Source organism: Acinetobacter sp. 22512 (assembly GCF_052044755.1).
Classification (GTDB): Bacteria; Pseudomonadota; Gammaproteobacteria; order Pseudomonadales; family Moraxellaceae; genus Acinetobacter; species Acinetobacter pittii.
Genome location: NZ_JBQENP010000003.1, coordinates 107,765 through 131,069 on the forward strand (window position 1 = coordinate 107,765; position 23,305 = coordinate 131,069).

Consider the following 23,305-nt stretch of genomic DNA (forward strand, 5'->3'; position numbering starts at 1 on the left):
CTGTGTACTTTAGCAAATCCACAAACTTAATCGATAGCTTAAGCTGATAAAAATTACCGATGCTTATAAAGCGATGTTCAATAATGGCGCCACAAAAATAATCGTAGCCGCGACCGCTGCACCAATTAGCGCACCAACAATCACATCACTTGGATAATGAAGACCCAGTACCATACGAGACAAAGCGACAAGCACCATAAATGGGAACATGGCAGCAAGCAAAACTGGCTGGATGTAACCCAATACAATTGTCACCATGACTGCATGAAGTGTGTGGCCTGATGGAAAACTAAAGTGATCAAGCGGTCTTTCACCAAGCACAATCACCTGATGCACCTGATAAGGACGTGGTCGCGTTGTCTTATGTTTTAAAAATTTATAAATTGCTGTGCCGACAGAACCACCTAGCAACAAGTAGATAATTTGCAAGCTATAGGTGATACCTTGCATGCCCCACACGATTGCCAACATTAGATACCAAAATGGACCATCACCAACACGACTGATAATTTTGAAAAAAAGGGCAACACGCTGTGAGTGAGAGAAATTGTTCAGATATAAACAGCCTCTCAAATCTAAATCGAGTATTTTTATTTTTGCATTCTTAAATTTCATGGTCATTCTCCTATCTTAGGATACTTAGGTGAAGTCCAACGAGGGCTCCTTCACTACCTGATAAAATGCCTGCTCCAATTGCTGAACCGGAAGTTGCCAACCGCTTTGCTGTACTTTATGACAGGCTTGTACGCCCATTTCTCTAAGTTGTTGTACCGAAGGAAGCTGATAAATTTGTTGTATAAAGTGGTTTTTTTGTCCAAGTGGGCTTAACCAGCCATTCACACCATGTGTTAAGTATTGATGTGCACATGCATAATCATACGCTATAACTGGTAAACCGCTTGCCATTGCCTCTAAAACTACGTTACCAAACGTTTCAACTTGACTCGCAAATACGAATACATCTGCACTCGCATAGGCAGCCGCCAAATCCTGACCTCTTAGACTTCCGGTAAAGATAACACCCTTCGCTTCAGGTAGTGACTTTAAACGAGCAAAATCTGGGCCATCTCCCACAATAACTAATTTAGTTTTATGTGGCTGAATGGTTTTTAGGTTCGCATAACTTTCAATGAGCACTTGCACTTCTTTTTCGGGAGACAAACGCCCCACATAAAGCATAACGCGAGTATTATCATCAGCATCCCATTGTTTTCGCAAATTTTCAGAGCGATGCTTCGGTGAAAATCTGGTCGTATCTACGCCACGCCCAACGACAACCAGTGGACAAGTAATACCAAAACCGCGTAATGCTTCTTGAGTATCTTTACTCGGCACACAGGTCACTTGAGTGTTATTGTGAAACCAGCACAGGTATTTTTGAATCGGTTTGACTAAAAAAGCCAAATCGAAGAAACGACTAAAGTCTTGAAATGGCGAATGAAAGCCGCTCGAAACAGGAATAGCTTTTGCCTTAGCAGCCTGCATGGCGGTTAAACCTAACGGCCCTTCAGTCACGATGTGCACAACATCTGGCACAAACTTTTCAAAAGCTTTCGATACTTTTAAATATTGTGGCCAACCAAATTGTAAAGTTGGATATTTTGGAATCGCCTGCGACATCACCAGACATTCTTGCTCTGGCGTAAAGTCATGACATTTCGCTTTTTGCTCTGGGCGAATCAGTAAAATCTTATGCCCCTGTTTTTGTAAACCTTGGCATAACTGCAATAATGAAAGTGCCACACCATTGATTTCGGGTGGCCAAGTTTCCGTTACAATCGCAATTTTTAAACGTGGGCGCACCAAATCATGCAATGAATGTGCATTAGATAGCTGCTGCTTTTGTTTAAAAAAGAATTGGAAGCTTTCAGGAAGTTGCTGTTGTTTTAATAGTGCTGTCGCATATGAACTTTGCATAGCGCCATCCATCAATGTATTTATTTTCATGCTTAAAGATTAAGCAGTTTTTTTGACATTTTGATGATAAATGCATGACAGTTTACTGACATGAAAAATAAAAAAAGCACACTGATGACAGCATGCTTTTTCTTAAATTCTAGTAACTCTTAGCGATTTTGCAATTTTGCATAATCCATGAGTACATTAGCAGCTTCAGTCACAAAAGTTTCCTCTTCTGGTAACGCTGGACGTTGCGATGCTTTCATTTTAGCGCGAGATTCAGCTAGAGCATCTAATGAAGCTTGATAGCTTTCCCAGTTTGCAAAAGGCTTTTGACCCGTTGCAGCACGGCGTTCATTTTCTGCATCTAAAGTTTGTTTCTCTAAGCCAAGTAATTCAGCACGGCGCTTATCAATATCAAGTACTACTTGTTTTTGATCACTCGTCACCTTAGCAATCGCAGTACGTTTATTTAGATATTTAAACTGAGCGTCATTGCCAACACGTTGTTCAGAGAATTGGGACAACTTTGTCACATAAGGCTGAACAGAACCCTCTCGTTTAAATGGTGCAGTAGGAATTGTGTCCCACTTCAACGCATTCTTCGATTTACGCTCACCAAACTCTTCGTTATAGATGTCGACGAGTTTAATGTCTGGCACTACACCTTTATTTTGTGTACTACCACCTGTAATACGATAGAACTTACGCTGAGTTAAAGTCGCTTGACCATATGCCAGAGTATCAAGTTGTACCTGAGCTGTACCCTTACCAGTGGTTGTACTACCAATAATAATACCGCGCTCATAATCTTGAATTGCAGCAGAGTAAATCTCACTTGCCGATGCAGATGCCAAGTTCACCAATACCGCGAGTGGACCTGTATAAATTTGCTGACCGCCATCGTTATCTTCAAACACACTTACGTTGCCATTCCCATCACGAATTTGTACTACCGGGCCAGACTTAATCACCTGCCCCAACATACGTGCAACTTCTTCTAATGAGCCACCCGGGTCATTACGTAAGTCAATAATAATACCTTCTACTTTTTTCGCTTTTAGCGCCTCAAAAGCATTTGCAGTATCTTCAGAAACTGAACGATATTGTTTACCCGCACGACGTGAACGATAGTCAAAATAGAACGATGGAATTTCAATTACGCCCAACACATGCTTTTTACCATCACGTGTCACTTCAACTGTGCGTGAACGAACACCAGCATCTTCTTCTTGAATAACATCGCGTACTAAAGTCACATTACGAGCCTGACTCATTGATGCGCCAGCACCAAGAAGTTTTAGCGTGACTTTCGTTCCGCGCTTACCACGAATAAGCCCAACAATTTCAGAACTTGTCCAGCCAATCACATCAATCATTTTCTCGCCTTCTTGAGCGACACCAATGATTCGATCTCCTGATTTCACTTGACCAGACTTACTTGCAGGGCCACCTTCTACAATGGTTTCAATTTTGGTGTAATCTTCGTTGCCACGTTCTGGACGAATCGACACACCAATACCTTCAAGCTGCAAGGTAGTTTGGCGATTAAGTTCTATCGCATCAATTGGCGGGTAATAGTTACTATGTGGATCATAAGTTGCCAACATTGCATTTAATGTTTTATCCAAGACGTCATCGCTTTTCACACGACTAATTCTTTCAAGCTGACGCGTATAACGTTTAGTTAACGTTTGGGCTGGCGTTAAATCTTCTGGGCCAGTTAAGTCTTGCCCATTTGCAAGTGAAGGATTCTCTTTAAGCGCTTTTTGCTTCGCCTGCTCTTCTTCACGGCTAATGGTTAAGTTGATTAACTGTGAAACCAACATTTTTCGCCAATGATTCTGTTGCTCAGCAGTCGTTTTAAAATATGGTGCTTTTTCACGATCAACTTCAATATAACTATTAGGCTGCTTTAAATTTTGCTGTTGTTTTAACTCAGCTAACATGAACTCATAAAATTGTTTTAAGCGTTCACGATATTGCTGATGAATTGCAAACGGTCCAGTTAAATTCCCCGCTTTTAATGAAGCACCAAAATTTGAACCATATAGTTTTTTATAATTTTGAACTTCAGAATCTAGAAATAATGAGTGATCTGGATCAAGGCTATCTAAATACATATCCAGAATACGATTTGATGTGTTCGCATCCAGACGCATATTTAAATAATGTTGACGATCAACTAAAGTTGCCAGTTGGCGAGCCACCAAAGCCTGTTCTTGCGTTGGCTGGATTGATTGAGAAACCGCAGCAGTATTGGTTGCCGCTCTCGCTTCATTCATCGTATGAGAGAAGAATAAACCGCCAGTCGCGATCGCTACTGCACAAGCTATAGTTTGAAGTTTCATAAATTTTTAATACTTCCTTGGGTGTTCCTATCTTACACGCTCTGTTTTCGATATGAACTAAGCAGATTCAAAATCTTAACCAACTAAATTGTTTATACCGTGTAGTTTTATCATATTCTGTACTGACAAAATGTAGCAAAACATTGCAAAATTCGCTTATTGTTTTTCAATCAAAATTCAAATGGAACCAATATGATTGGCGCATTGATGCTGGACATCGCCGGCACAGAACTTACTCAAGAAGATATTGAACTATTACGCGCTCCGCAAGTCGGTGGCATGATTTTATTTGCACGAAATATTGAATCTCCACAACAAGTACGTGCTTTAACCGACCATATGCGTCAAATTCGCCCAGATATTTTGATTGCTGTTGACCAAGAAGGTGGCCGAGTTCAACGACTAAGATCAGGTTTTACCGTATTACCAGCCATGGGCCGTTTTGGGGATTTATATTTAACTCAACCTCAAAAAGCACTTGAGCTGGCTGAACAGTGCGGTTGGTTAATGGCAACAGAAGTTCTTGCAGTCGGCATCGATTTTAGTTTTGCACCAGTTTTAGATCTTAATGCAATTAGTGACGTGATTGGCGACCGTGGCTTCTCTAAAAATATTGAAGATATTGCCCCACTTGCAGGCGCATTTATGCAAGGCATGAAAAAAGCTGGAATGGCAAATACGGGCAAACATTTCCCAGGCCACGGTTCTGTGAAAGCCGACTCTCATGTTGCTGCTGCAATCGACAGCCGTAGCTATGACGAAATTTATAACCATGATATGCAAAGCTTCATTAAGCTTATGCCTCAGCTTGATGCGCTCATGCCTGCACATGTGATTTATGATCAAGTTGATCCAAATCCAGCAGGTTTTTCACCTTTCTGGATTCAAGAAGTTCTACGCAAGCGTTTGAAGTTTGATGGTGTACTTTTCTCTGATGACTTAAGCATGCAGGCTGCTTGTGTCGCAGGGGGGGCAGATGCGCGTATTCAGGCTGCTCTAGCGGCTGGGTGTGACATGGGACTGGTGTGTAATGACCGAAGTGCAGCCTGTACAGCGCTCGAAGGTATTACAAACTTAGAACTACCAAACCAAGAGCGTTTAGAACGCATGCGCGGCCAAATTCCACAAATTCAGATCGGTGAAACCTTATCGCTTGGAAATGAGTGGCAAGCTGTCAAAACAGCCATTGAAGAGTTTAAAAATTCGATTTAAGTTAGTAAAAATTTTAATTGGCTACAAAAACCTATTCACTATCTGATACGCGGTTAAGTCATACGCAACCTACTCATCTGCTGAAGGATATTGATTGCTTCAATATATTTGATAGATTCAGAAAGTGAACAGGTTTTGCGTATGACAATGGTTTTGGTTACTTTTCCCGAAAGAAAAGTAACTCCAACTGAAAGTTCATCCCAAAATGCTAACCTAATTGACAGGACTCCGTCATGCAGGTTCATTCAACATCAATGCAGTAAAAATTCTTCATTTTTATAAATAATGAAGATCACACAAAAACAATAAATCGAGTTCAGGACGAATGACACAACAACTTTCAAAACACCGCCACATCTCTTTTACAGCCCACTATACGGGTTATATCTGGTATCAAATGGGAATCTCTCATGAAGCACTTGCCACAACCAAAGGCAAATCATTGGCATATTTAGTTCACCCGATAGAATCATGGGCAGAGAAATATGTGGGCGGTAGCATGCGCACGACGCTCAAACAACGCCACACCATGCTTGATCACCATTTAGAACAACTCATTCAAGAAAATCCTGATTTACAGGTGCTTGAAATAGCATGTGGCTTGTCGCCACGTGGCTGGTGGTTTAGACAACATTACCCTTCTATTACCTATCGGGAGCTTGATTTGCCCGATATGGCACAAACCAAACAAAATGCGTTACAGCAAATTGAAAAAAATGCACCTGAAATCTTATCAGTTGATTTATTTACAGAAGCTTTTGCACAAGCATTTGAAGTATTTGACCCTAACCGCCCACTGGTTGTGATTAGTGAAGGTTTAATTAATTATTTTGATAAAAATTTATTAAAACAATTGATCCAATCGATTGGCCACTATGGTGTTACTTTTAAAAAGTTTCACTATTTAACAGACCTCTACCCTGAACCAGTTAAAAACAAACTTGCTAGTATTATCTGGAATAGTAGTAAGTTACTTAAACTCATGTCTCGCAGTTCATTTAGTTTTCATTTCAAAAGTCCACAAGAAGTTAATGACTTTTTTAAAGATACAGAATTTGAGCAGGTTACTATTGAACAGCCACAAATATTTTTTGGGGAAGTTTCTCAAGATAGCCATGAAGAGCATTTAGGCGACTTAGTTTGGATTATTCACGCTCAAATAAAATAATAAATGGAAGTCTCATAATTTTTGAGACTTCCACTTATGAAAAAATTAAATTTTATACGGCTAGCTTTTGGCGAGCGATAAAACGACTTAAACGGTCAGCAAGCTCAAAACTGCCATGTTTAAATAAAGCACGTATTCCTTGTTCAGTAGCTTCAAAGATTAAACACTCAATCGAGAAAGGACCTTCTTCATCTTCTAAATGCAGTGCCAAATCACGTGGATGATCATTCACAAAATCAAGCTGCGAAATATCATCCATTTTTAAATATATCCCAAAGAAAGTCACGTCAACAATCGTCACTGGCACTTCTGTTTTACATTCACGATGGCTCAGTTGAGTGTTCGGTTGCAAAACTGGAACTCGCTCTTCACCACGGCGCTCCATCTTTTGCATCTGGTCACGCGTCATTGGAATAATACCATCTAGATTTTGGATAGATTCACCCTTCAAAAATGAAGTGAACAAACTCATGGTTTCTTTACGGCGCTGTAATTGAGGCACATGATCAGCGTTTGCAATAAGCGCAAATTCCATATCTGGACATTGCAAAGCAAAATTGGCATTTTCATGAGGCAGAGTAAAACTGTCGTACTGCCCTGCTGCAACCAACGTTTTGCACTCTGGAATAGGTACATCTGTTAAACGCAAAAGACGATTACAGTTAATTTCATAACGTTCTCGCTCAGTCCCCGTAAACTCGGCCATTTGTCTAAAAAATAACTTTTTAGCGGTTGGTGACATACGAGTTTTATCTAATTTTGCATGATTAACTAAATACAAAATAACAGCTTGCCCAAACTCTTCCATGCGGTTTTCCTGCATGAGTTTGAGCGACTCTTCCAAAATCATTCGCCAACTTTTACGAGTCTTTTGCATAACTCCCATCAAGATCATACGATCCATCAAATCTGGGCGCTGATGAGCAAAACAAGAGGCAATCACGGACCCTAAAGACATTCCCATTACAGAAACTTTTTGTATTCCAACGATATCTAACCAACGTCCTAACATTTCAGATAAATCAGGAAGTTCTAAAGTACCCGCAGATACTCCTGTGTCGCGATTAGTAATTTGCTGATTTGCACCCATCGAAGGTAAATCAATTAAAATAACCGGACCACTTTCAAACAATTGTTCAACACAATATTTATAAGAATTAAAATTCTGGAAAGCACCACCAACAATCACAATCGGCGTTTTGTGAATCGTTTTAGGATCGGCAATTGCCATATATTCAATTTTCCAACCGTCAATCCATGTTGTACGAGCAGGTTGTTTAAAACTATCTCTATGGTAGATATCGAAAAAGCCAAAACCGGCATAAGCTTGGTTGATCTCCGAATCCATTTGAATAATGGAATTCATATCCTTGCTTCCTCCTTGCTGTAATTTTTTTATGCTGCAAGAGTTCCTTCTTGAACACGTAATCTTTTATGCACAAAACTTTAAAATTTGTATTAGTTTGTATTGCACAATAACATTCTAAACAATTGTCTGAAATATACGCAATCGCTGAAATGACCGCTCATCTTGTTTAAGTCGCTAATAGTTTGCAAAATATTTAAATGTTTTTTTATGGCGGTCACATTTTTCAAAAAAAGCCATTCATTGTTCCGCATTTGACTGCTACTATCTTACTCATTGGTAAATGATTAAAAAATGCTATGCAAGATTCAATTGAACAATATATGCAAAAAGTTGGGCAACAAGCACGCGAGGCCTCACGCGTCTTAACAAGTGCTTCTACCTCACTAAAAAATCATGCACTCTCTGCTATTTATACTGCTTTAGAAAATAATCAGGCAGCAATTTTGGCGGCGAATCAAATCGACATGGATAAAGGTCGTAGCAACCAGCTCGACAGCGCCTTACTTGATCGTCTTGAGCTTACGCCCGCACGCTTTAAAGGGATGTTGCAAGGTTTAAAAGATGTGATCGCGCTTGTCGATCCAATTGGGGAAATTACGGATCTTGCATATCGCCCCACAGGTATTCAAATTGGAAAAATGCGTGTACCTTTAGGTGTTGTTGGTATGATTTATGAATCACGTCCAAACGTAACACTTGAAGCTGCATCTTTAGCGATTAAATCAGGCAATGCCATTATTTTACGCGGTGGTTCAGAAGCACTCGAATCAAATAAAGCAATCGCAGAAGCAATTAAGCATGGTTTAAAAGTTGCCGGTTTACCTGAGCATTCAGTACAAGTCATTGAAACTTCTGACCGTGCAGCTGTTGGTCATCTCATCACCATGGCTGAATATGTAGATGTAATCGTTCCACGTGGCGGTAAAAGCTTAATTGAGCGCGTAACCAACGAAGCGCGTATTCCTGTCATTAAACATCTTGATGGTAACTGCCATGTATTTGTTGAAGCACAGGCCGACTTGCAAAAAGCTTTACCAATTACATTAAATGCAAAAACACATCGTTACGGTGTTTGTAATGCGATGGAAACACTGCTTGTTGATGAAAAAATTGCAGACGTTTTCTTACCACGCATTGCCGAACTGTATACTGAAAAACAAGTTGAATTACGTGGCTGCCCAGAAACACGCCGTATTTTGGGTGCCTCTGTAAAACCTGCAACAGAAGAAGATTGGTATACCGAATATTTAGGGCCAATTCTTGCTGTTAAAGTGGTTAGCGGTATTGATGAAGCAATTGACCATATCAACAAATATGGTTCACATCACACCGATGCAATTGTGACTGAAAACTACACTTTAGCTCGTCAATTCTTAGCTCGTGTAGACTCAAGCTCAGTTGTAATCAATGCTTCAACTCGTTTTGCTGATGGTTTTGAATATGGCTTAGGGGCAGAAATTGGTATCTCTACAGATAAAATTCATGCCCGCGGTCCTGTTGGCTTAGAAGGCTTAACTTCTCAAAAATGGATTGTGTTAGGTGACGGTCAAATTCGCCAATAATTAATCTATGAGTTCAAATAAAAACGCCTGATCAATTTCAGGCGTTTTTTTATTATTCAAGTTATTAATTAGAAAATAAAGTCGGTATTCACGAATTTAGAATAGTGCTCAGACACCATAGAGGCCAACATGCCTTTGCTATCATCTGTTTGTTTAGCAGCAATCATAGAACGGATAGAGAACGCTCGTAGAGCATCATGCACAGACAGTGTACCTTCCGCGGAATCTTTACGACCACCGAACGGGAATACATCAGGGCCACGCTGACATTGACAATTGATGTTTACACGACAGACTTGATGAACCAGCGGATCAACTAAATGGCCAATTTGCTCAGGGTCACTACCAAAAATACTCACCTGCTGACCATGATCAGAAGTAGTAACATATTCCAGCACAGTTTCAATATCATCATAAACAGAGACTGGTATCACTGGACCGAACTGTTCTTCACGATACAGTCTCATCCCCTCAGTCACTGGATAAACTACGGCTGGATAGAACATGGTTTTGCAGAACTCACCACCTTCCGGATTAACTACTTTTGCCCCTTTAGCCACAGCATCTTCAATCACTTCAGTCATGTAGGCTGTACGGTGCATACCAGGTAGCGGCGTAATAAATACACCTTTTTCCCACGGCATACCCACTTTAAGTTTGGCCAGTTCAGCCGTTAGGCGGTTAACAAATTCATCGGCTATCGAGCGATGTACCATCAGCATTTTGAGCGCGGTACAACGCTGACCATTAAACGACAATGCACCCAGCAGACACTCTTTCACTGTTAGATCCAAATCAGCATCTGGCAGAATAATGGCTGCATTCTTCGCATCCAATCCCAAAATCGCACGCAGACGGTGAGATTTAGGATGTTGCTTCTTCAAGTGATCAGCCACTTTACTAGAGCCAATCAGTGCCAGTACATTAATTTGCCCAGATGCCAATAGATGGGGTACCACTAGAGAGCCTGGTGCATAAATCGTATTGATCACACCTTTTGGAAATGAGTCACGGAACGCTTCTAGTAACGGTTCAAACAACAAAGTCCCAAATTGAGGTGGTTTAAAAATAATGGTATTACCCATCAGCATAGCTGGGATCAGAGTTGCAAAGGTTTCGTTCAGTGGGTAGTTGTATGGTCCCATACACAACACGACACCTAATGGAGTACGACGGATTTGTCCAATCGTACCTTCAGCAATTACAAAGCGGGAGTTGGCATTATCTAAATCTTTCAGGGCATCAATCGTTTGACGCATGTAGGTAATCGTACGGTCAAATTCTTTCTCTGAATCCGCCAAGCTTTTGCCAATTTCCCACATGATCAGCTTAATAATCAGATCTCGTTGCTCCACCATGCGCTGAATAAAATTTTGCATACAGGCAATGCGCTCACCAACCTTCATCATTGGCCATTCGCCACGACCATTGTTGTAAGCCCTTACCGCTGCTTCTAGTGCTTCATCGCTTTCTTTTTCACCCATAACAGGATAACTACCAAGCTCAACTTGCTGTAGGCTACCGTCAGGCTGCTGAATCCAGATTGGAGATAATGTTTTCTTGGTTGCACCAGCCCATAGCTTCAACTCACCGTCCACTAATGAGACACGCTGATGAATTTGGGAAGGCAGACGCACACTTTCAGGAATACTGTCCACTACTGGGAATTTAAGCTGTAGATTATTTAACTGATTCATTCTTCTTAATACCTTATTATTCGTATGTCTTTTATATATTCCCGAACTCGCCCCTGTAATCAGGTTTTATTCGGGTCAATATCACTATTATTATCCGTACTCACCTTGCTTGAACCGTAAACCACAAGGTGAATATCTTAAAGCGTTGATAATCTTTCTAGATGAATTTACCCCCGACACACACTATCAGTCACCCCTAGCTTCTGGATGACTTGTTCAATAATCTGTTCTGGTGTGAGAGCAATATCAATAGCAATTGCTTCATTCACATCAGGTTCCTCTAATGTGTCTAGCTGGGTTTGTAGCAACGCTGGGTCAAAAAAATGACCTGATCTTTCTGCAAGTCGTTGCTGTAATAACTCATAAGAACCTTTTAAGTAGACAAACTTAACATTCTGGTCCTGACCTCTTAAAATATCGCGATACATGCGTTTTAAAGATGAGCATGTAAATACAGCCGTTTCACCGTCTCTCTGTTTGGTTTCAATGGCCTGACGAATTGCCTGTAACCATGGCAAGCGGTCTTCATCAGTTAAGGGAATACCTTGACTCATCTTACTTTTATTTGCAGCTGAATGAAGCGTATCGCCATCAAGGAACTCACAAGCCAAACGCTCTGATAACAATTCACCAATTAGGGTTTTACCTGTTCCACAGACACCCATTGCAATCACAATCATGGATTACTCACCTTTAATTATAAAATAGTGCTAAGCAGTAGCGTGAAAGATAAACCCAACACTGAAATGATCGTTTCTAATACTGACCAAGTCTTGAGTGTCTGCCCTACTGTCATACCGAAATATTCTTTGATTAACCAGAATCCTGCGTCATTTACATGTGAGAAAACTAATGAACCTGAACCTGTGGCAAGTACTAAAAGTTCTGGCCTAACTGCGACACCCGCCGTAGCTGCAATTGGAGCGACAATACTACACGCTGTAGCCATAGCCACCGTTGCCGATCCTGTTGCCAAACGAATCAGTGCTGCAACAAACCAGCCTAACAATAACGGCGATAAATTTGCCTTCAATGCTGTAGAAACAATCTCATTAGAAATACCGGTGTCACGCAAAATGCCGCCAAAACCACCACCAGCACCTACAATCAACATAATCCCAGCAATAGAAGCTAAACACCCACCGCAGAATTTTTCAATTTGTTCACGGTTAAAGCCCTGCATCGTACCAAAGGTAATAAAGCTGACCAGTACGGCAATGAGTAATGCGATATCAGAAGTACCAATAAAACGTAGCAAATCATTTGCGAAAGTCTGTGGTGCAAAGAACAGATCAGCCCAGCTTCCAACCAACATTAATACTACAGGCAGCATAATTGTGAATAAGGTAATCCCAAAGCTTGGTAGCTCACGAGTTCTATTCGTATCTGCTTCAATAAACTGCTTCGCTAACGGGTTATTCTCAGGCAATTTGACGTATTTGTTGATCCACAATGCATACAGTGGCCCAGCGACGATAGCCGTTGGCACACCCACTATCAGACTATAAGCAATCGTTTTACCGATATCAGCATGGTAAGCCTGTACTGCCAACAGTGCCGCTGGATGTGGTGGAATTAACCCATGCACAACCGACAAACCTGCAACCATTGGCAAGCCAACAACCAGTAAAGATTTGCCTGTTCGCTTGGCAATGTTGAATGCAATTGGAATGAGTAGAACGAAACCTACTTCGAAAAATACGGGAAGACCAACAATAAGGGCAATAAACATCATGGCCCAGTGAATATTTTTCTCACCAAACCACTTAATTAAAGTAATTGCTATTCGCTCTGCGCCACCAGACTCGGCCATCATTTTACCGAGCATTGTTCCTAGTGCGATTACAATCGCAAGGTGACCTAAGGTTTTACCTGTACCAGCTTCATAAGACTTAACAATATCACCCATTGGCATGCCAACAGCCAAGGCTAAACCGAGTGAAACAATAATAAGAACTAAAAATGGATAAATTCTAAACTTCGCGATCATGACCACTAAAGCAATAATCGCGATTACAGTGTAGATCAGTAACATGCCACCCTGAACCGTCTCCATGGGACACTTCTCCTTGGAATAATTATTTAGGCACACTGCCTAAACAAGGGTCTTCAACCACAGTAATTCCTACTGTTAAGACATTAAATTTTTATATTTAGGTGTGACCAGCACAAACTGGTCACATCAATACAGCCTTTAAAGCACATAAAATGCACTTCATTTTTTATAAATATCGACTACATCTACAGTGCTCTCAACTGACTCGCAATTTGTGCCAAGCGAGTAATTTCAGCCCAGTCTTGGGCAGCTACAGTAGCTTTAGGTGTTAACCATGAACCACCTACACAAACCACGTTAGGTTGTTTTAAGAAATCTGGCGCTGACTCTGCCGTAATTCCACCAGTCGGACAAAAGCGCAAGTTTGGAAATGGACCATAAAATGCTTTTAGCATCTCAACGCCACCTGCCTGTTGAGCTGGGAAGAACTTCACAATGTCATAACCCAATTCAATCGCTTGAATCAGGTCACTTGGTGTCATCACACCCGGCAATAGAGGTAAGCCAGCATCTTGCGCAGCCAAATGTAGGTCTTTAGTCAAACCAGGAGATACCCCAAATTGAGCACCTGCTTTTTTAGCTTGAGCACAGTGTTCTGGCTTGGTAATCGTACCTACACCCACCACAATGTCATCAGCTAATTGGCTAGCACGCTCAATAGCAGCAAGACCAGCAGCGGTACGCAATGTAATCTCAAGAACTTTCACGCCACCTGCATGTAAAGCACGTGATACATCCTCACCTTGCTCAGCAGAATCAAATGCCAATACAGGGATAACTGGGCCTAATTTGACGATATCTTCAATTTTAATCATTATTTTTCAGTTCCTTTGATTCAAATCTGCTCTGGTGAATTTTCACCAACCAATGCACCAAATACAGATGCTCCATGTTCAGCTGGCGCAGCAGCAGCACGGAAAACACCAAATAATTCACGGCCAAAGCCAACTTCGTTTTCTGCCTGATGTTCTGGCTGAGCAACAGGACGCGACTGCCAAGTCTGTTCATCTATTTCAACATCGAGTACGCCAGCCTCAGCATCAATGATTAACATATCGCCTGTTTGCACTTTAGCAATCGGCCCATTTAGTAAGGCCTCTGGAGATAAATGAATCACCGCAGGAACTTTACCTGAAGCACCAGACATACGGCCATCAGTGACTAAAGCAACGTGGAAACCTTGATCTTGTAAAACACCCAACACAGGAGTTAAACGATGCAATTCAGGCATACCGTTAGCACGCGCACCTTGGAAACGAACAACTGCAATAAAGTCTCGATGTAATTCACCACGATCAAATGCAGCTTGCACTGCTTCTTGAGAATCAAACACAATTGCTGGAGCTTTAACTTTACGGTGTTCTTGCGCAACAGCAGAAATCTTGATCACACCACGGCCAAGGCGACCTTGCATTAAACGCAAGCCACCATCTGGTTGAAACGGCGCATCAATGCTACGTAAAACTTTGTCATCAAGACTTTGAACCACACTGTCAACCCAAGTGAGCTTACCATCAATCAATTTCGGCTCTTTGGTGTAGTGCTGTAAACCTTTACCAGCCACAGTCGTTACATCGTTATGCAACAGACCAGCTTCAAGTAAGTTACGAATGAGGAAAGCGACCCCACCCGCAGCTTGGAAATGGTTTACATCAGCCTTACCATTTGGATAGATTTTTGCGAGTAATGGAACAACAGCCGATAACTCATCGAAGTCATCCCAGTCAATCAAGATACCAGCAGCGCGAGCAATCGCAATCAAATGCAAAGTATGGTTGGTTGAACCACCGGTAGCGAGTAACGCCACGATGCCATTGATAATGGCTTTTTCATCAATCACATGACCAATCGGCGTGTAGTTTCCACGCTCAACTGTTAAATCAAGTACACGAATCGCCGCTTCTGCGGTGAGTGCATCACGTAATGGTGTATGAGGATGAACAAATGCGGCACTTGGCAAATGTAAGCCCATTACTTCCATCAGCATTTGATTACTGTTGGCTGTACCATAAAAAGTACAGGTCCCTTGACCATGATAAGCAGCTGACTCAGCTTCTAGCAAAGCATCTCGGCCAACCTGACCCGTTGCAAATTGCTGACGAATTTTAGCTTTCTCATCGTTAGATAGACCACTGGTCATTGGGCCAGCTGGCACAAAAATAGTAGGTAAATAGCCAAACTGCAAAGCACCAATGAGCAAGCCCGGCACGATCTTGTCACAAACACCAAGACATAAAGCTGCGTCAAACATGTTATGAGACAATGCAATCGCTGTACTCATCGCAATGGTTTCACGAGAAAACAATGACAGTTCCATGCCAGCATTACCTTGGGTAATACCGTCACACATCGCAGGAACACCACCTGCAAACTGCGCTACTCCCCCATTTTCGCGAGCGGCATTTTTAATTAAATCTGGAAATGTTTTATATGGTGCGTGAGCCGACAGCATTTCGTTATATGAAGATACGATGCCAATATTTGGTTCACGGCCTACTTTAATAATTAATTTTTCATTATCGTCCATACTGGCAAAACCATGAGCCAGATTGGCACATGAAAGTGCTCCACGAGCAGGAAATTTGCCTTGTGCATGTTCAATACGTTGTAAATATGCAGAACGAGTTTTTTGACTACGTGCGATTACACGCTCGGTCACTTTTGCCAATATTGGATTCGGCAAGTCCATGCTGGACGCTCCTGTACAACCGGATAAGCCGGAACATAAAAATAGACCAAATGATATATTTCATCATCATTTGATAAGGGGAAGGAACAATATTATTAAGGCAAAAAGCGACATGCAAGCCCTAGTCAATTTTACGGTAATACCGGAGCATGGGTATTAAATACAAATTATGTTTAAGTTTTAAACAAAAAGCTGGTTTTATTTTTGACTATATTTACTGGTATATTAGCTTCTAATAACTACGAGAAAATTCTCATAATATCAAAGCAATAAAACATTCTTATAAATGTATTTATACCGGCTTTTTTATACTAAGTTTTATATTAAAAATGTTTATGATTTATATATTTTAACCTATATATAAACGATTAAAATTTAATTTCATTTACGTATATTATTTGTAATACTCCCCTATAGTTTGATTAAAATAACACCACTTCTTTTTTCTTAAAAAATTTATACCAAATATTTGAAAAATACATTAAATAGAAATTTACCTTTCATAAATATATACAAAAAACTCGTTTCTACACGTATAAAAAAACAAGGAATACAGTGGTTAAGCTTTATACTGGACAAATGTTAGTTACAAATAATTTGATGGTCGATAGTGCTTAAGTCTAATGGGCTAAAGTCTATCTTGGACAGAAAAACAACACATGTTAAAACATGACAACCCGTTCAATCTGTATCGAAAAATAATACATGTTGAACAGGAAGTTAGGAAAACTATTTTAAATCAGGACTTGGGTATTTCAACGTGGCTACATCAGTATTAGTTATCAATTGCGGCTCTTCATCAATTAAATACGCACTGGTTTCAGAGCGTCGTGAAGATCGTATTTACGGTTTAGCAGAAAACTTGGGGGCAGCTGATGCTCGTATTAAGGGAATTACAGTAGGTGGTGAACCACTTGAACTTTCAATCCCTTATGCTGATCATGCCAAAGCTTTAGAAACTTTACTTGCACGTCTTGCCAACTACAAACCGCAAGCAATCGGACATCGTGTTGTACACGGGGGTAGTTTAACCAAAGCAGAATTACTCACTCCTGAAATTATTGAACGTATTCGTGCTGCGACACCTTTAGCCCCACTTCATAACCCAGCACATTTAATTGGTATTGACGCAACCGTACGTCTATTTCCTGAATTACCTCAAGTTGCCGTATTCGACACTGCATTCCATCAAACCATGCCACCGCATGCATATCGTTATGCAATTCCTAAGTTTTTATATACTGACCACAATGTCCGCCGTTATGGCTTCCATGGTACAAGTCACGCCTATGTGTCTGACAAAGCGAGTGAGCTGGCAGGTAACCTGAAAAAAGGTGGATGGTTAACAGCGCATCTAGGAAACGGCAGTTCAACTTGCGCAGTGTGGAATGGACAAAGTGTTGACACGTCTATGGGCCTTACTCCACTTGAAGGCGTAGTGATGGGAACGCGTAGTGGTGACGTTGATCCAAGCTTACATAGCTTCCTTGCGAAAAACCTCGGTTGGGATTTAGCAAAAATTGATAAAGTTTTAAATAATGAAAGTGGCTTACTAGGTTTATCTCAACTGTCTAACGACATGCGTACAGTGATTGAAGCTGCTGAAAATGGTAATGAAGATGCTAGTCTTGCAATTGAAGTGTTTAGCTATCGCCTTGCAAAATCACTGGCTGCATTAAGCTGTGGCTTACCGACTTTGGACGGTCTAATCTTCACAGGCGGTATTGGCGAAAACTCAGCTTATATTCGTGAAAAAACCTTAGCTTATTTACCTCATTTTGGTTTGCAGCTTGATAAAGATCAAAACAACAACCTAAAACGTGGCACTGAAGGACGAATCGACAATGGAACAGGACCTCAAATTTGGGTCATTCCTACAGACGAGGAAGGCCGTATTGCCAAAGAAACTCGTCAAGTTGTTGAAGCAGCAGAAAATACAGCATCTGTAGCAAGCCTTGCCTAATTAGAGCTTAGCGAAAACTCGATATTCGTTTATTTATAGGTTTATATGAATACAATTTTATTGATTCCTACAGGCGAAGGGGTTGGTTTAACCTCTGCCTGCTTAGGCATGATTTACGCACTTGATTGTAATGGGATTAAAGCAGGCTTTTTAAAACCATTTTCTCAAGAAGACCAAGAACATCTTGACCGAACCACTTCATTATTTGGTCATTTATTTCAAAGTAAAACTGTTCAATCTATTTCGCATGAAAAATTAACTCAGCTTATTGCCGCTGGGGAAGTAGATGAATTACTTGAAGAAGCTGTTAGCCTTCATCGTAGTGTTGCAGCAGACCATGATGTCATTATTGTGGAAGGCTTATTACCTAACGGACAAGACCACTTTGCCAGTGAACTCAACGCAAGTCTTGCTCAAGCACTTGATGCAGAAGTCGTGCTGGTCAGCACAGCAGATATTCAAAACCCGAAAAAAGCAGCAGAAAAAGTAGATGCTCATTTACGTCAGTTTGGTGGAGCAACATCAAATCGTACTGCTGGTGTACTGTTTATGCGTACCCGTGGATTAACTGAAGAAACAGCACAAATTCCTGTTGCGTTTGATCCATCGTTACGACCGACTGAAGAAATCGCAAAATTTACGACCGAACTGCAAAAATATAATCGTTATTTCGGCTCTAGTGACTTACCAATTATTGGACTTGTTCCTTTTAGTAACACGCTAAGCGTACCGAGAACTCTCGATATTGCAAATGTCATTGATGGGCAATGGGTACATCAAGGTGAAGCTAAAACACGTCGAATTTTGCATTCGAGTTTAATTGCTTCAAGCATTGAATATGAACTGAATAAGTTTATTGCAGGCGAGTTAATTATTAGCGCATCTGAGCGTACCGATGTTTTACTTGCAAGTAGTTTGGCAACCAGCAATGGTATTCCTCTTGCAGGTTTGGTACTGACTGAACGAGAAGCACCAGCACCAGAACTTTTAGAGTTTTGCCAAAGTGCAATTAAACAAGGGTTACCGATTTTACATACCCGTTTAAACACACTTGAAACTGCACAGCGTTTATCTAATTTTGGCAATGAGATTCCAACTGACGATACTGAACGTGCAGAGCAAGTGACTCGATTTGTTTCAAGTCATATTGATGTTGAATGGCTTAAACAGCACAGCAACAATGCTGCTACCCCTCGCCTGTCGCCATCAGCTTTCCGTCATGAACTGGTGCAAAAATCGATTGCAGCGAAAAAACGGATTGTGCTACCTGAAGGTGATGAACCACGCACCATTCAAGCTGCGGCAATTTGTCAGGCACGTGGCATTGCCGACTGTATTTTGCTGGCTAAACCAGATGCTGTGCACGATGTTGCAAAAGCACGCGGTATTGAATTACCTGCTGAATTGGCAATTGTCGACCCTGATAGTATTCGTGATCAATACGTTGTACCAATGGTTGAGCTACGTAAAGGTAAACTCAACGAGCTGCAAGCGAAAGAACAACTTCAAGATACCGTAGTGCTTGGCACCATGATGTTAGCCTTAGATCAAGTCGACGGTTTAGTTTCAGGTGCGGTACACACCACAGCAAATACGGTCCGCCCAGCATTCCAACTCATCAAGACAGCACCTGAATATTCACTAGTTTCATCTATATTCTTTATGCTTTTACCAGATGAAGTTTATGTATATGGTGACTGTGCGATTAATCCAGACCCGACAGCAGAACAACTTGCTGAAATTGCAATTCAGTCGGCTGACTCAGCGAAAGCCTTTGGAATTGACCCGCGTATTGCCATGATCAGCTACTCAACCGGTACTTCCGGAACAGGTGCTGATGTTGAAAAAGTACAGCAAGCAACTCAAATTGCTCAACAACGTCGTCCTGACTTACTGATTGATGGTCCACTTCAATACGATGCAGCTTCAGTTGAAAGTGTGGGGCGTCAAAAGGCACCTGACTCACGCGTTGCAGGCCGTGCGAATGTATTTATCTTCCCAGATTTAAATACGGGTAATACCACTTACAAAGCAGTACAGCGTGCTGCAAATGTTGTGAGCGTTGGACCAATGCTGCAAGGCCTCAACAAACCAGTCAATGACTTATCTCGTGGAGCCTTGGTAGATGACATCGTCTTTACCATTGCATTAACGGCAATTCAGGCAGAACAGCAAGCCACTGCCAAATAATTAAGGGTATCCGGAATTTCTGGTTGATAAAATGCCAAAGATGTAAAGAAGAAAATCTTTCTCAGCGGATTATCTGATTGATCCTCTTCAGCCTACTCTACTGCCAATTTTCTGTTTCCACCTTCGCCTGAGTCTTCATAGCGATGCTGACTAGGGAGGACAGCGAGAGCTGGGCAAGCGTCAAAGCGGTTCTGGTTCATGCGCAATCCGGACACCTGCACAACATTCCTCTTGTAAGAAACCGATCAAATTCTCTAGGTGCCCATACTCGGCTATACAGACAATCGTGCGGCTATGTTTCTCCTGCCGGATCAGCCCTACCTTGGCCATGCGCGCAAGGTGATGTGATAGCGTCGAAGCAGGAATACCCAGCCCCTTCTGGATATCTCCGACCGAAGCCCCATCATGGCCAGCTTTGACCAGAAAGCGGAACACGGACAGTCGGTGACTATTCCCTAGCTCAGCTAAGCTGGCTGCAACCTTTTCGTGATCCATAGCACGCCCCAATAATTCGATGTTTCTAGAATTATAGTTGACAGGTCGGATAAACGCAAGTAGGCTGCGTACATCATTTCGACAATACTAGAAATATAGGAGTAATATTGAATGTCATCTCAACTCCAAGACGCTCTAGGCATGTTCGCCTTTCTCGCTATCGAGCTATCGGTTTTATTCATTGGCATTAGCTTGCTGGTCGGAGTTCTTCAACGTCACATCCCACCATCCAAGGTGGAAGCGTTACTGCCTTCCAGTGGGAAGCGAGGCTATTTTCTTGCTGCTGGTTTAGGAGCTATAACGCCCTTCTGTAGTTGCTCGACTATCCCCATGTTGAAAGGGTTGATTCGGGCACGGGCCGGTTTTGGGCCGATGATGGTGTTTCTTTTCTCATCTCCGTTGCTGAATCCTATCGTCGTCGGCCTGCTGGTTGCCACGTTTGGATGGACACTTACTGCTATCTATGTGCTCACCGCTTTGGTGGTCGCGGTAGGTGCCGGATGGCTGCTTCACACGCTTGGCTTCGAGCGTTATGTGCGCCGGACGGCGACACAAGAGAGCAGTGGATGTAGTTCATCAGCAAGCCCGTGCAGTGCTACATCGACCGCATCGAGTTGCGGCACCAACAGCTGCGACACCACTCCGAAGACGGCTTCTTGCGGGGCTGATAGGAAGACAACAGTCTCTACGTCTAGCGAATGCTGTGACAGTCAACCCACTGTCACGGTTAAGAAAGAAGGGAAGTACAGTGGTGTGTGGCGGGAAGCTTGGTCGGACTTTATCGATGTGTTGCCTTACCTGCTCATCGGTATTGCGATTGGCAGCGTGATCTATGGTTTCATGCCCACTGACTTATTGGAGCAGTATGCAGGCCCAGATAATCCCTTTGCCATTCCAGTTGCCGCTGTCATCGGCGTGCCGTTGTATATTCGCGCTGAAGCCGTCATACCTCTGGCAGCGGCTCTGATGGCCAAAGGCGTGGGTGCCGGGACGGTGCTAGCGTTGATCATCGGCAGTGCCGGAGCCAGCCTGACTGAGCTCATTCTGTTGCGCTCTTTGTTCACGCTGAAGCTTTTAGCGGCGTTTTTAGCAGTCATTTTTGCTATGGCGATGATTGCCGGTTACGCCACCTACCTGTTTTTCTGATCAAGGCGGGAGATGATTAATTCGTTAAGCCTTCCTGGGTACCAGTTGGTGGATTCTGATGAGCAGAATGAAGACATACATTTTCGGCTTGAAGCACCTACACCAGTAGCCTGCGAGGGGTGCGGCGTGCAGGGTGAGTTCGTGCGGTTCGGCAAGCGTGACGTTCCCTATCGTGATCTGCCCATCCACGGCAAGCGGGTCACTCTCTGGGTGGTCCGCCGCCGATACACCTGCCGGGCCTGCAAGACAACATTCAGGCCCCAGCTACCGGAGATGGTGGACGGATTCCGTATGACACTGCGGCTGCATGAGTACGTGGAGAAGGAATCCTTCAACCACCCCTACACCTTTGTGGCGGCACAGACCGGCCTGGACGAGAAGACGGTGCGCGACATCTTCAACGCCCGCGCCGAGTTCCTGGGGCGCTGGCACCGCTTCGAGACGCCCCGCATCCTGGGCATTGACGAGCTATACCTGAACAAGCGCTACCGCTGCATTCTGACCAACATTGAGGAGCGAACCCTGCTCGACCTGCTGGCCACCCGCCGCCAGGACGTGGTGACCAACTACCTGATGAAGCTGAAAGACCGGCAGAAGGTCGAGATCGTCAGCATGGACATGTGGAACCCCTACCGGGCAGCGGTCAAGGCTGTGCTGCCCCAGGCCCGTATCGTGGTCGATAAGTTCCATGTGGTGCGCATGGCCAACGATGCCCTAGAGAGAGTGCGCAAGGGCCTCAGAAAGGAGCTGAAACCGTCCCAGAGCCGGACTCTCAAGGGAGACCGGAAAATCCTGCTGAAACGCGCTCACGAAGTCTCAGACCGGGAGCGCCTCATCATGGAGACCTGGACAGGCGCGTTCCCGCAACTGCTGGCCGCCTACGAGCACAAGGAGCGCTTCTACGGCATCTGGGACGCCACCACACGGCTCCAGGCAGAAGCCGCCCTGGACGAGTGGATAGCCACCATCCCGAAGGGCCAAAAGGAAGTCTGGAGCGATCTGGTCAGGGCAGTGGGAAACTGGCGCGAAGAGACCATGACCTACTTCGAGACGGACATGCCCGTCACCAACGCTTACACGGAGTCCATCAACCGACTGGCCAAGGACAAGAACCGTGAAGGGCGCGGTTACTCCTTCGAGGTGATGCGGGCACGAATGCTCTACACCACGAAGCACAAGAAGAAGGCACCGACTGCGAAGGTCTCTCCTTTCTACAAGAAAACCATCGGTTACGGACTGCCGGACTTCGCAGAGGAACTCAACTACGGAGTCGATCTATCAACCATCTGATAATGGTATCAGGTTGGTGGGGTAAAGGTGCCCCATCAACCATTAAATCCGTATACCCATAATTAATAAATTCACCTTTACTACCTCTCGCCATTTGATATCCGCTCAAATGGCTTTTTTTATTTTAGTCATTCAAAAATAAATAATTTTCCGATTTCTGGCATTTAAATCACATCAATATCTTCTTATGCGACTTTCGGTCAAAAGATCAACCAATC

Annotated in this window: 18 protein-coding genes; 8 read left to right on the forward strand and 10 right to left on the reverse strand. The window is 42.9% G+C overall.

Translation table 11 applies throughout. The annotated features are described in order from the left end of the window. Nucleotides 1–63: 63 nt before the first annotated feature. From ACTJJG_RS04900 to ACTJJG_RS04910, 3 genes are all read right to left on the reverse strand, one after another. The gene (locus ACTJJG_RS04900; RefSeq protein WP_017482038.1) at nt 64–615 is read right to left on the reverse strand and encodes a phosphatase PAP2 family protein; all 552 of its coding nucleotides are present in this window, start codon (nt 613–615) and stop codon (nt 64–66) included. Between the two features lie 24 nt (nt 616–639). Then, a complete protein-coding gene (locus ACTJJG_RS04905) occupies nt 640–1,929 on the reverse strand; it encodes a glycosyltransferase family 4 protein (RefSeq protein ID WP_080777103.1) in 1,290 nt (429 codons plus the stop codon). Between the two features lie 137 nt (nt 1,930–2,066). Further along, on the reverse strand, nt 2,067–4,250 hold the full coding sequence (locus ACTJJG_RS04910; protein WP_017482036.1) for a carboxy terminal-processing peptidase: 2,184 nt from the start codon (nt 4,248–4,250) through the stop codon (nt 2,067–2,069). Nucleotides 4,251–4,442: 192 nt separating this feature from the next. Here ACTJJG_RS04910 and nagZ point away from each other — a divergent pair, with 192 nt between their 5' ends. Further along, nucleotides 4,443–5,462: a beta-N-acetylhexosaminidase gene (gene nagZ / locus ACTJJG_RS04915; RefSeq protein WP_017482035.1), complete on the forward strand. Its 1,020-nt coding sequence runs from the start codon at nt 4,443–4,445 to the stop codon at nt 5,460–5,462. Nucleotides 5,463–5,787: 325 nt separating this feature from the next. Continuing rightward, on the forward strand, nt 5,788–6,630 hold the full coding sequence (locus ACTJJG_RS04920) for a class I SAM-dependent methyltransferase (protein WP_017385729.1): 843 nt from the start codon (nt 5,788–5,790) through the stop codon (nt 6,628–6,630). A gap of 52 nt (nt 6,631–6,682) precedes the next feature. On the opposite strand, the gene ACTJJG_RS04925 is transcribed toward ACTJJG_RS04920, so the two are convergent. Then, a complete protein-coding gene (locus ACTJJG_RS04925; RefSeq protein WP_017482034.1) occupies nt 6,683–7,996 on the reverse strand; it encodes an alpha/beta fold hydrolase in 1,314 nt (437 codons plus the stop codon). A 299-nt stretch (nt 7,997–8,295) separates the two neighbouring features. On the opposite strand from ACTJJG_RS04925, the gene ACTJJG_RS04930 reads away from it, so the two are divergent. Next, the gene (locus ACTJJG_RS04930) at nt 8,296–9,561 is read left to right on the forward strand and encodes a glutamate-5-semialdehyde dehydrogenase (protein ID WP_017482033.1); all 1,266 of its coding nucleotides are present in this window, start codon (nt 8,296–8,298) and stop codon (nt 9,559–9,561) included. Between the two features lie 68 nt (nt 9,562–9,629). Here ACTJJG_RS04930 and ACTJJG_RS04935 read toward each other — a convergent pair whose 3' ends face one another. From ACTJJG_RS04935 to edd, 5 genes are all read right to left on the reverse strand, one after another. Then, the gene (locus ACTJJG_RS04935) at nt 9,630–11,258 is read right to left on the reverse strand and encodes an NADP-dependent glyceraldehyde-3-phosphate dehydrogenase (protein ID WP_032056229.1); all 1,629 of its coding nucleotides are present in this window, start codon (nt 11,256–11,258) and stop codon (nt 9,630–9,632) included. 167 nt (nt 11,259–11,425) lie between these two features. Next, nucleotides 11,426–11,938 (reverse strand): gluconokinase, encoded by a 513-nt coding sequence (locus tag ACTJJG_RS04940; protein ID WP_014208329.1) that lies wholly within the window; start codon nt 11,936–11,938, stop codon nt 11,426–11,428. A 17-nt stretch (nt 11,939–11,955) separates the two neighbouring features. After that, a complete protein-coding gene (locus ACTJJG_RS04945) occupies nt 11,956–13,314 on the reverse strand; it encodes a GntT/GntP/DsdX family permease (RefSeq protein WP_002115035.1) in 1,359 nt (452 codons plus the stop codon). A 185-nt stretch (nt 13,315–13,499) separates the two neighbouring features. Then, on the reverse strand, nt 13,500–14,129 hold the full coding sequence (gene eda / locus ACTJJG_RS04950) for a bifunctional 4-hydroxy-2-oxoglutarate aldolase/2-dehydro-3-deoxy-phosphogluconate aldolase (RefSeq protein WP_009390833.1): 630 nt from the start codon (nt 14,127–14,129) through the stop codon (nt 13,500–13,502). A gap of 20 nt (nt 14,130–14,149) precedes the next feature. Next, complete coding sequence (edd, locus tag ACTJJG_RS04955) at nt 14,150–16,003, reverse strand: phosphogluconate dehydratase (protein WP_017482031.1); 1,854 nt, start codon at nt 16,001–16,003, stop codon at nt 14,150–14,152. Between the two features lie 659 nt (nt 16,004–16,662). Between edd and ACTJJG_RS04960 the strand changes: the two genes are divergently transcribed. Genes ACTJJG_RS04960 through pta form a run of 3 tightly spaced genes read left to right on the forward strand, consistent with a single transcriptional unit; the run spans nt 16,663 to nt 20,156 of the window. Next, nucleotides 16,663–16,782: a hypothetical protein gene (locus tag ACTJJG_RS04960; protein WP_005804223.1), complete on the forward strand. Its 120-nt coding sequence runs from the start codon at nt 16,663–16,665 to the stop codon at nt 16,780–16,782. Then, entirely contained in the window at nt 16,764–17,966 is a 1,203-nt protein-coding gene (locus ACTJJG_RS04965) for an acetate/propionate family kinase (protein WP_005066132.1), read from the forward strand. The genes ACTJJG_RS04960 and ACTJJG_RS04965 overlap by 19 nt, the downstream gene beginning before the upstream one ends. 45 nt (nt 17,967–18,011) lie before the next feature. Further along, nucleotides 18,012–20,156 carry a phosphate acetyltransferase gene (pta, locus tag ACTJJG_RS04970; protein ID WP_017482030.1) on the forward strand — a complete coding sequence of 715 codons (2,145 nt, stop codon included), beginning with the start codon at nt 18,012–18,014 and terminating at the stop codon, nt 20,154–20,156. Nucleotides 20,157–20,336: 180 nt separating this feature from the next. Here the strand turns inward: pta and ACTJJG_RS04975 are convergent, their stop codons facing one another. Continuing rightward, the gene (locus ACTJJG_RS04975; RefSeq protein WP_016658918.1) at nt 20,337–20,651 is read right to left on the reverse strand and encodes an ArsR/SmtB family transcription factor; all 315 of its coding nucleotides are present in this window, start codon (nt 20,649–20,651) and stop codon (nt 20,337–20,339) included. A gap of 111 nt (nt 20,652–20,762) precedes the next feature. On the opposite strand from ACTJJG_RS04975, the gene ACTJJG_RS04980 reads away from it, so the two are divergent. Then, nucleotides 20,763–21,797, forward strand: a complete 1,035-nt coding sequence (locus tag ACTJJG_RS04980; protein WP_016658919.1) for a permease — start codon at nt 20,763–20,765, stop codon at nt 21,795–21,797. A gap of 12 nt (nt 21,798–21,809) precedes the next feature. Further along, nucleotides 21,810–23,087 carry an ISL3 family transposase gene (locus ACTJJG_RS04985; protein WP_000610830.1) on the forward strand — a complete coding sequence of 426 codons (1,278 nt, stop codon included), beginning with the start codon at nt 21,810–21,812 and terminating at the stop codon, nt 23,085–23,087. Nucleotides 23,088–23,305 lie beyond the last annotated feature (218 nt).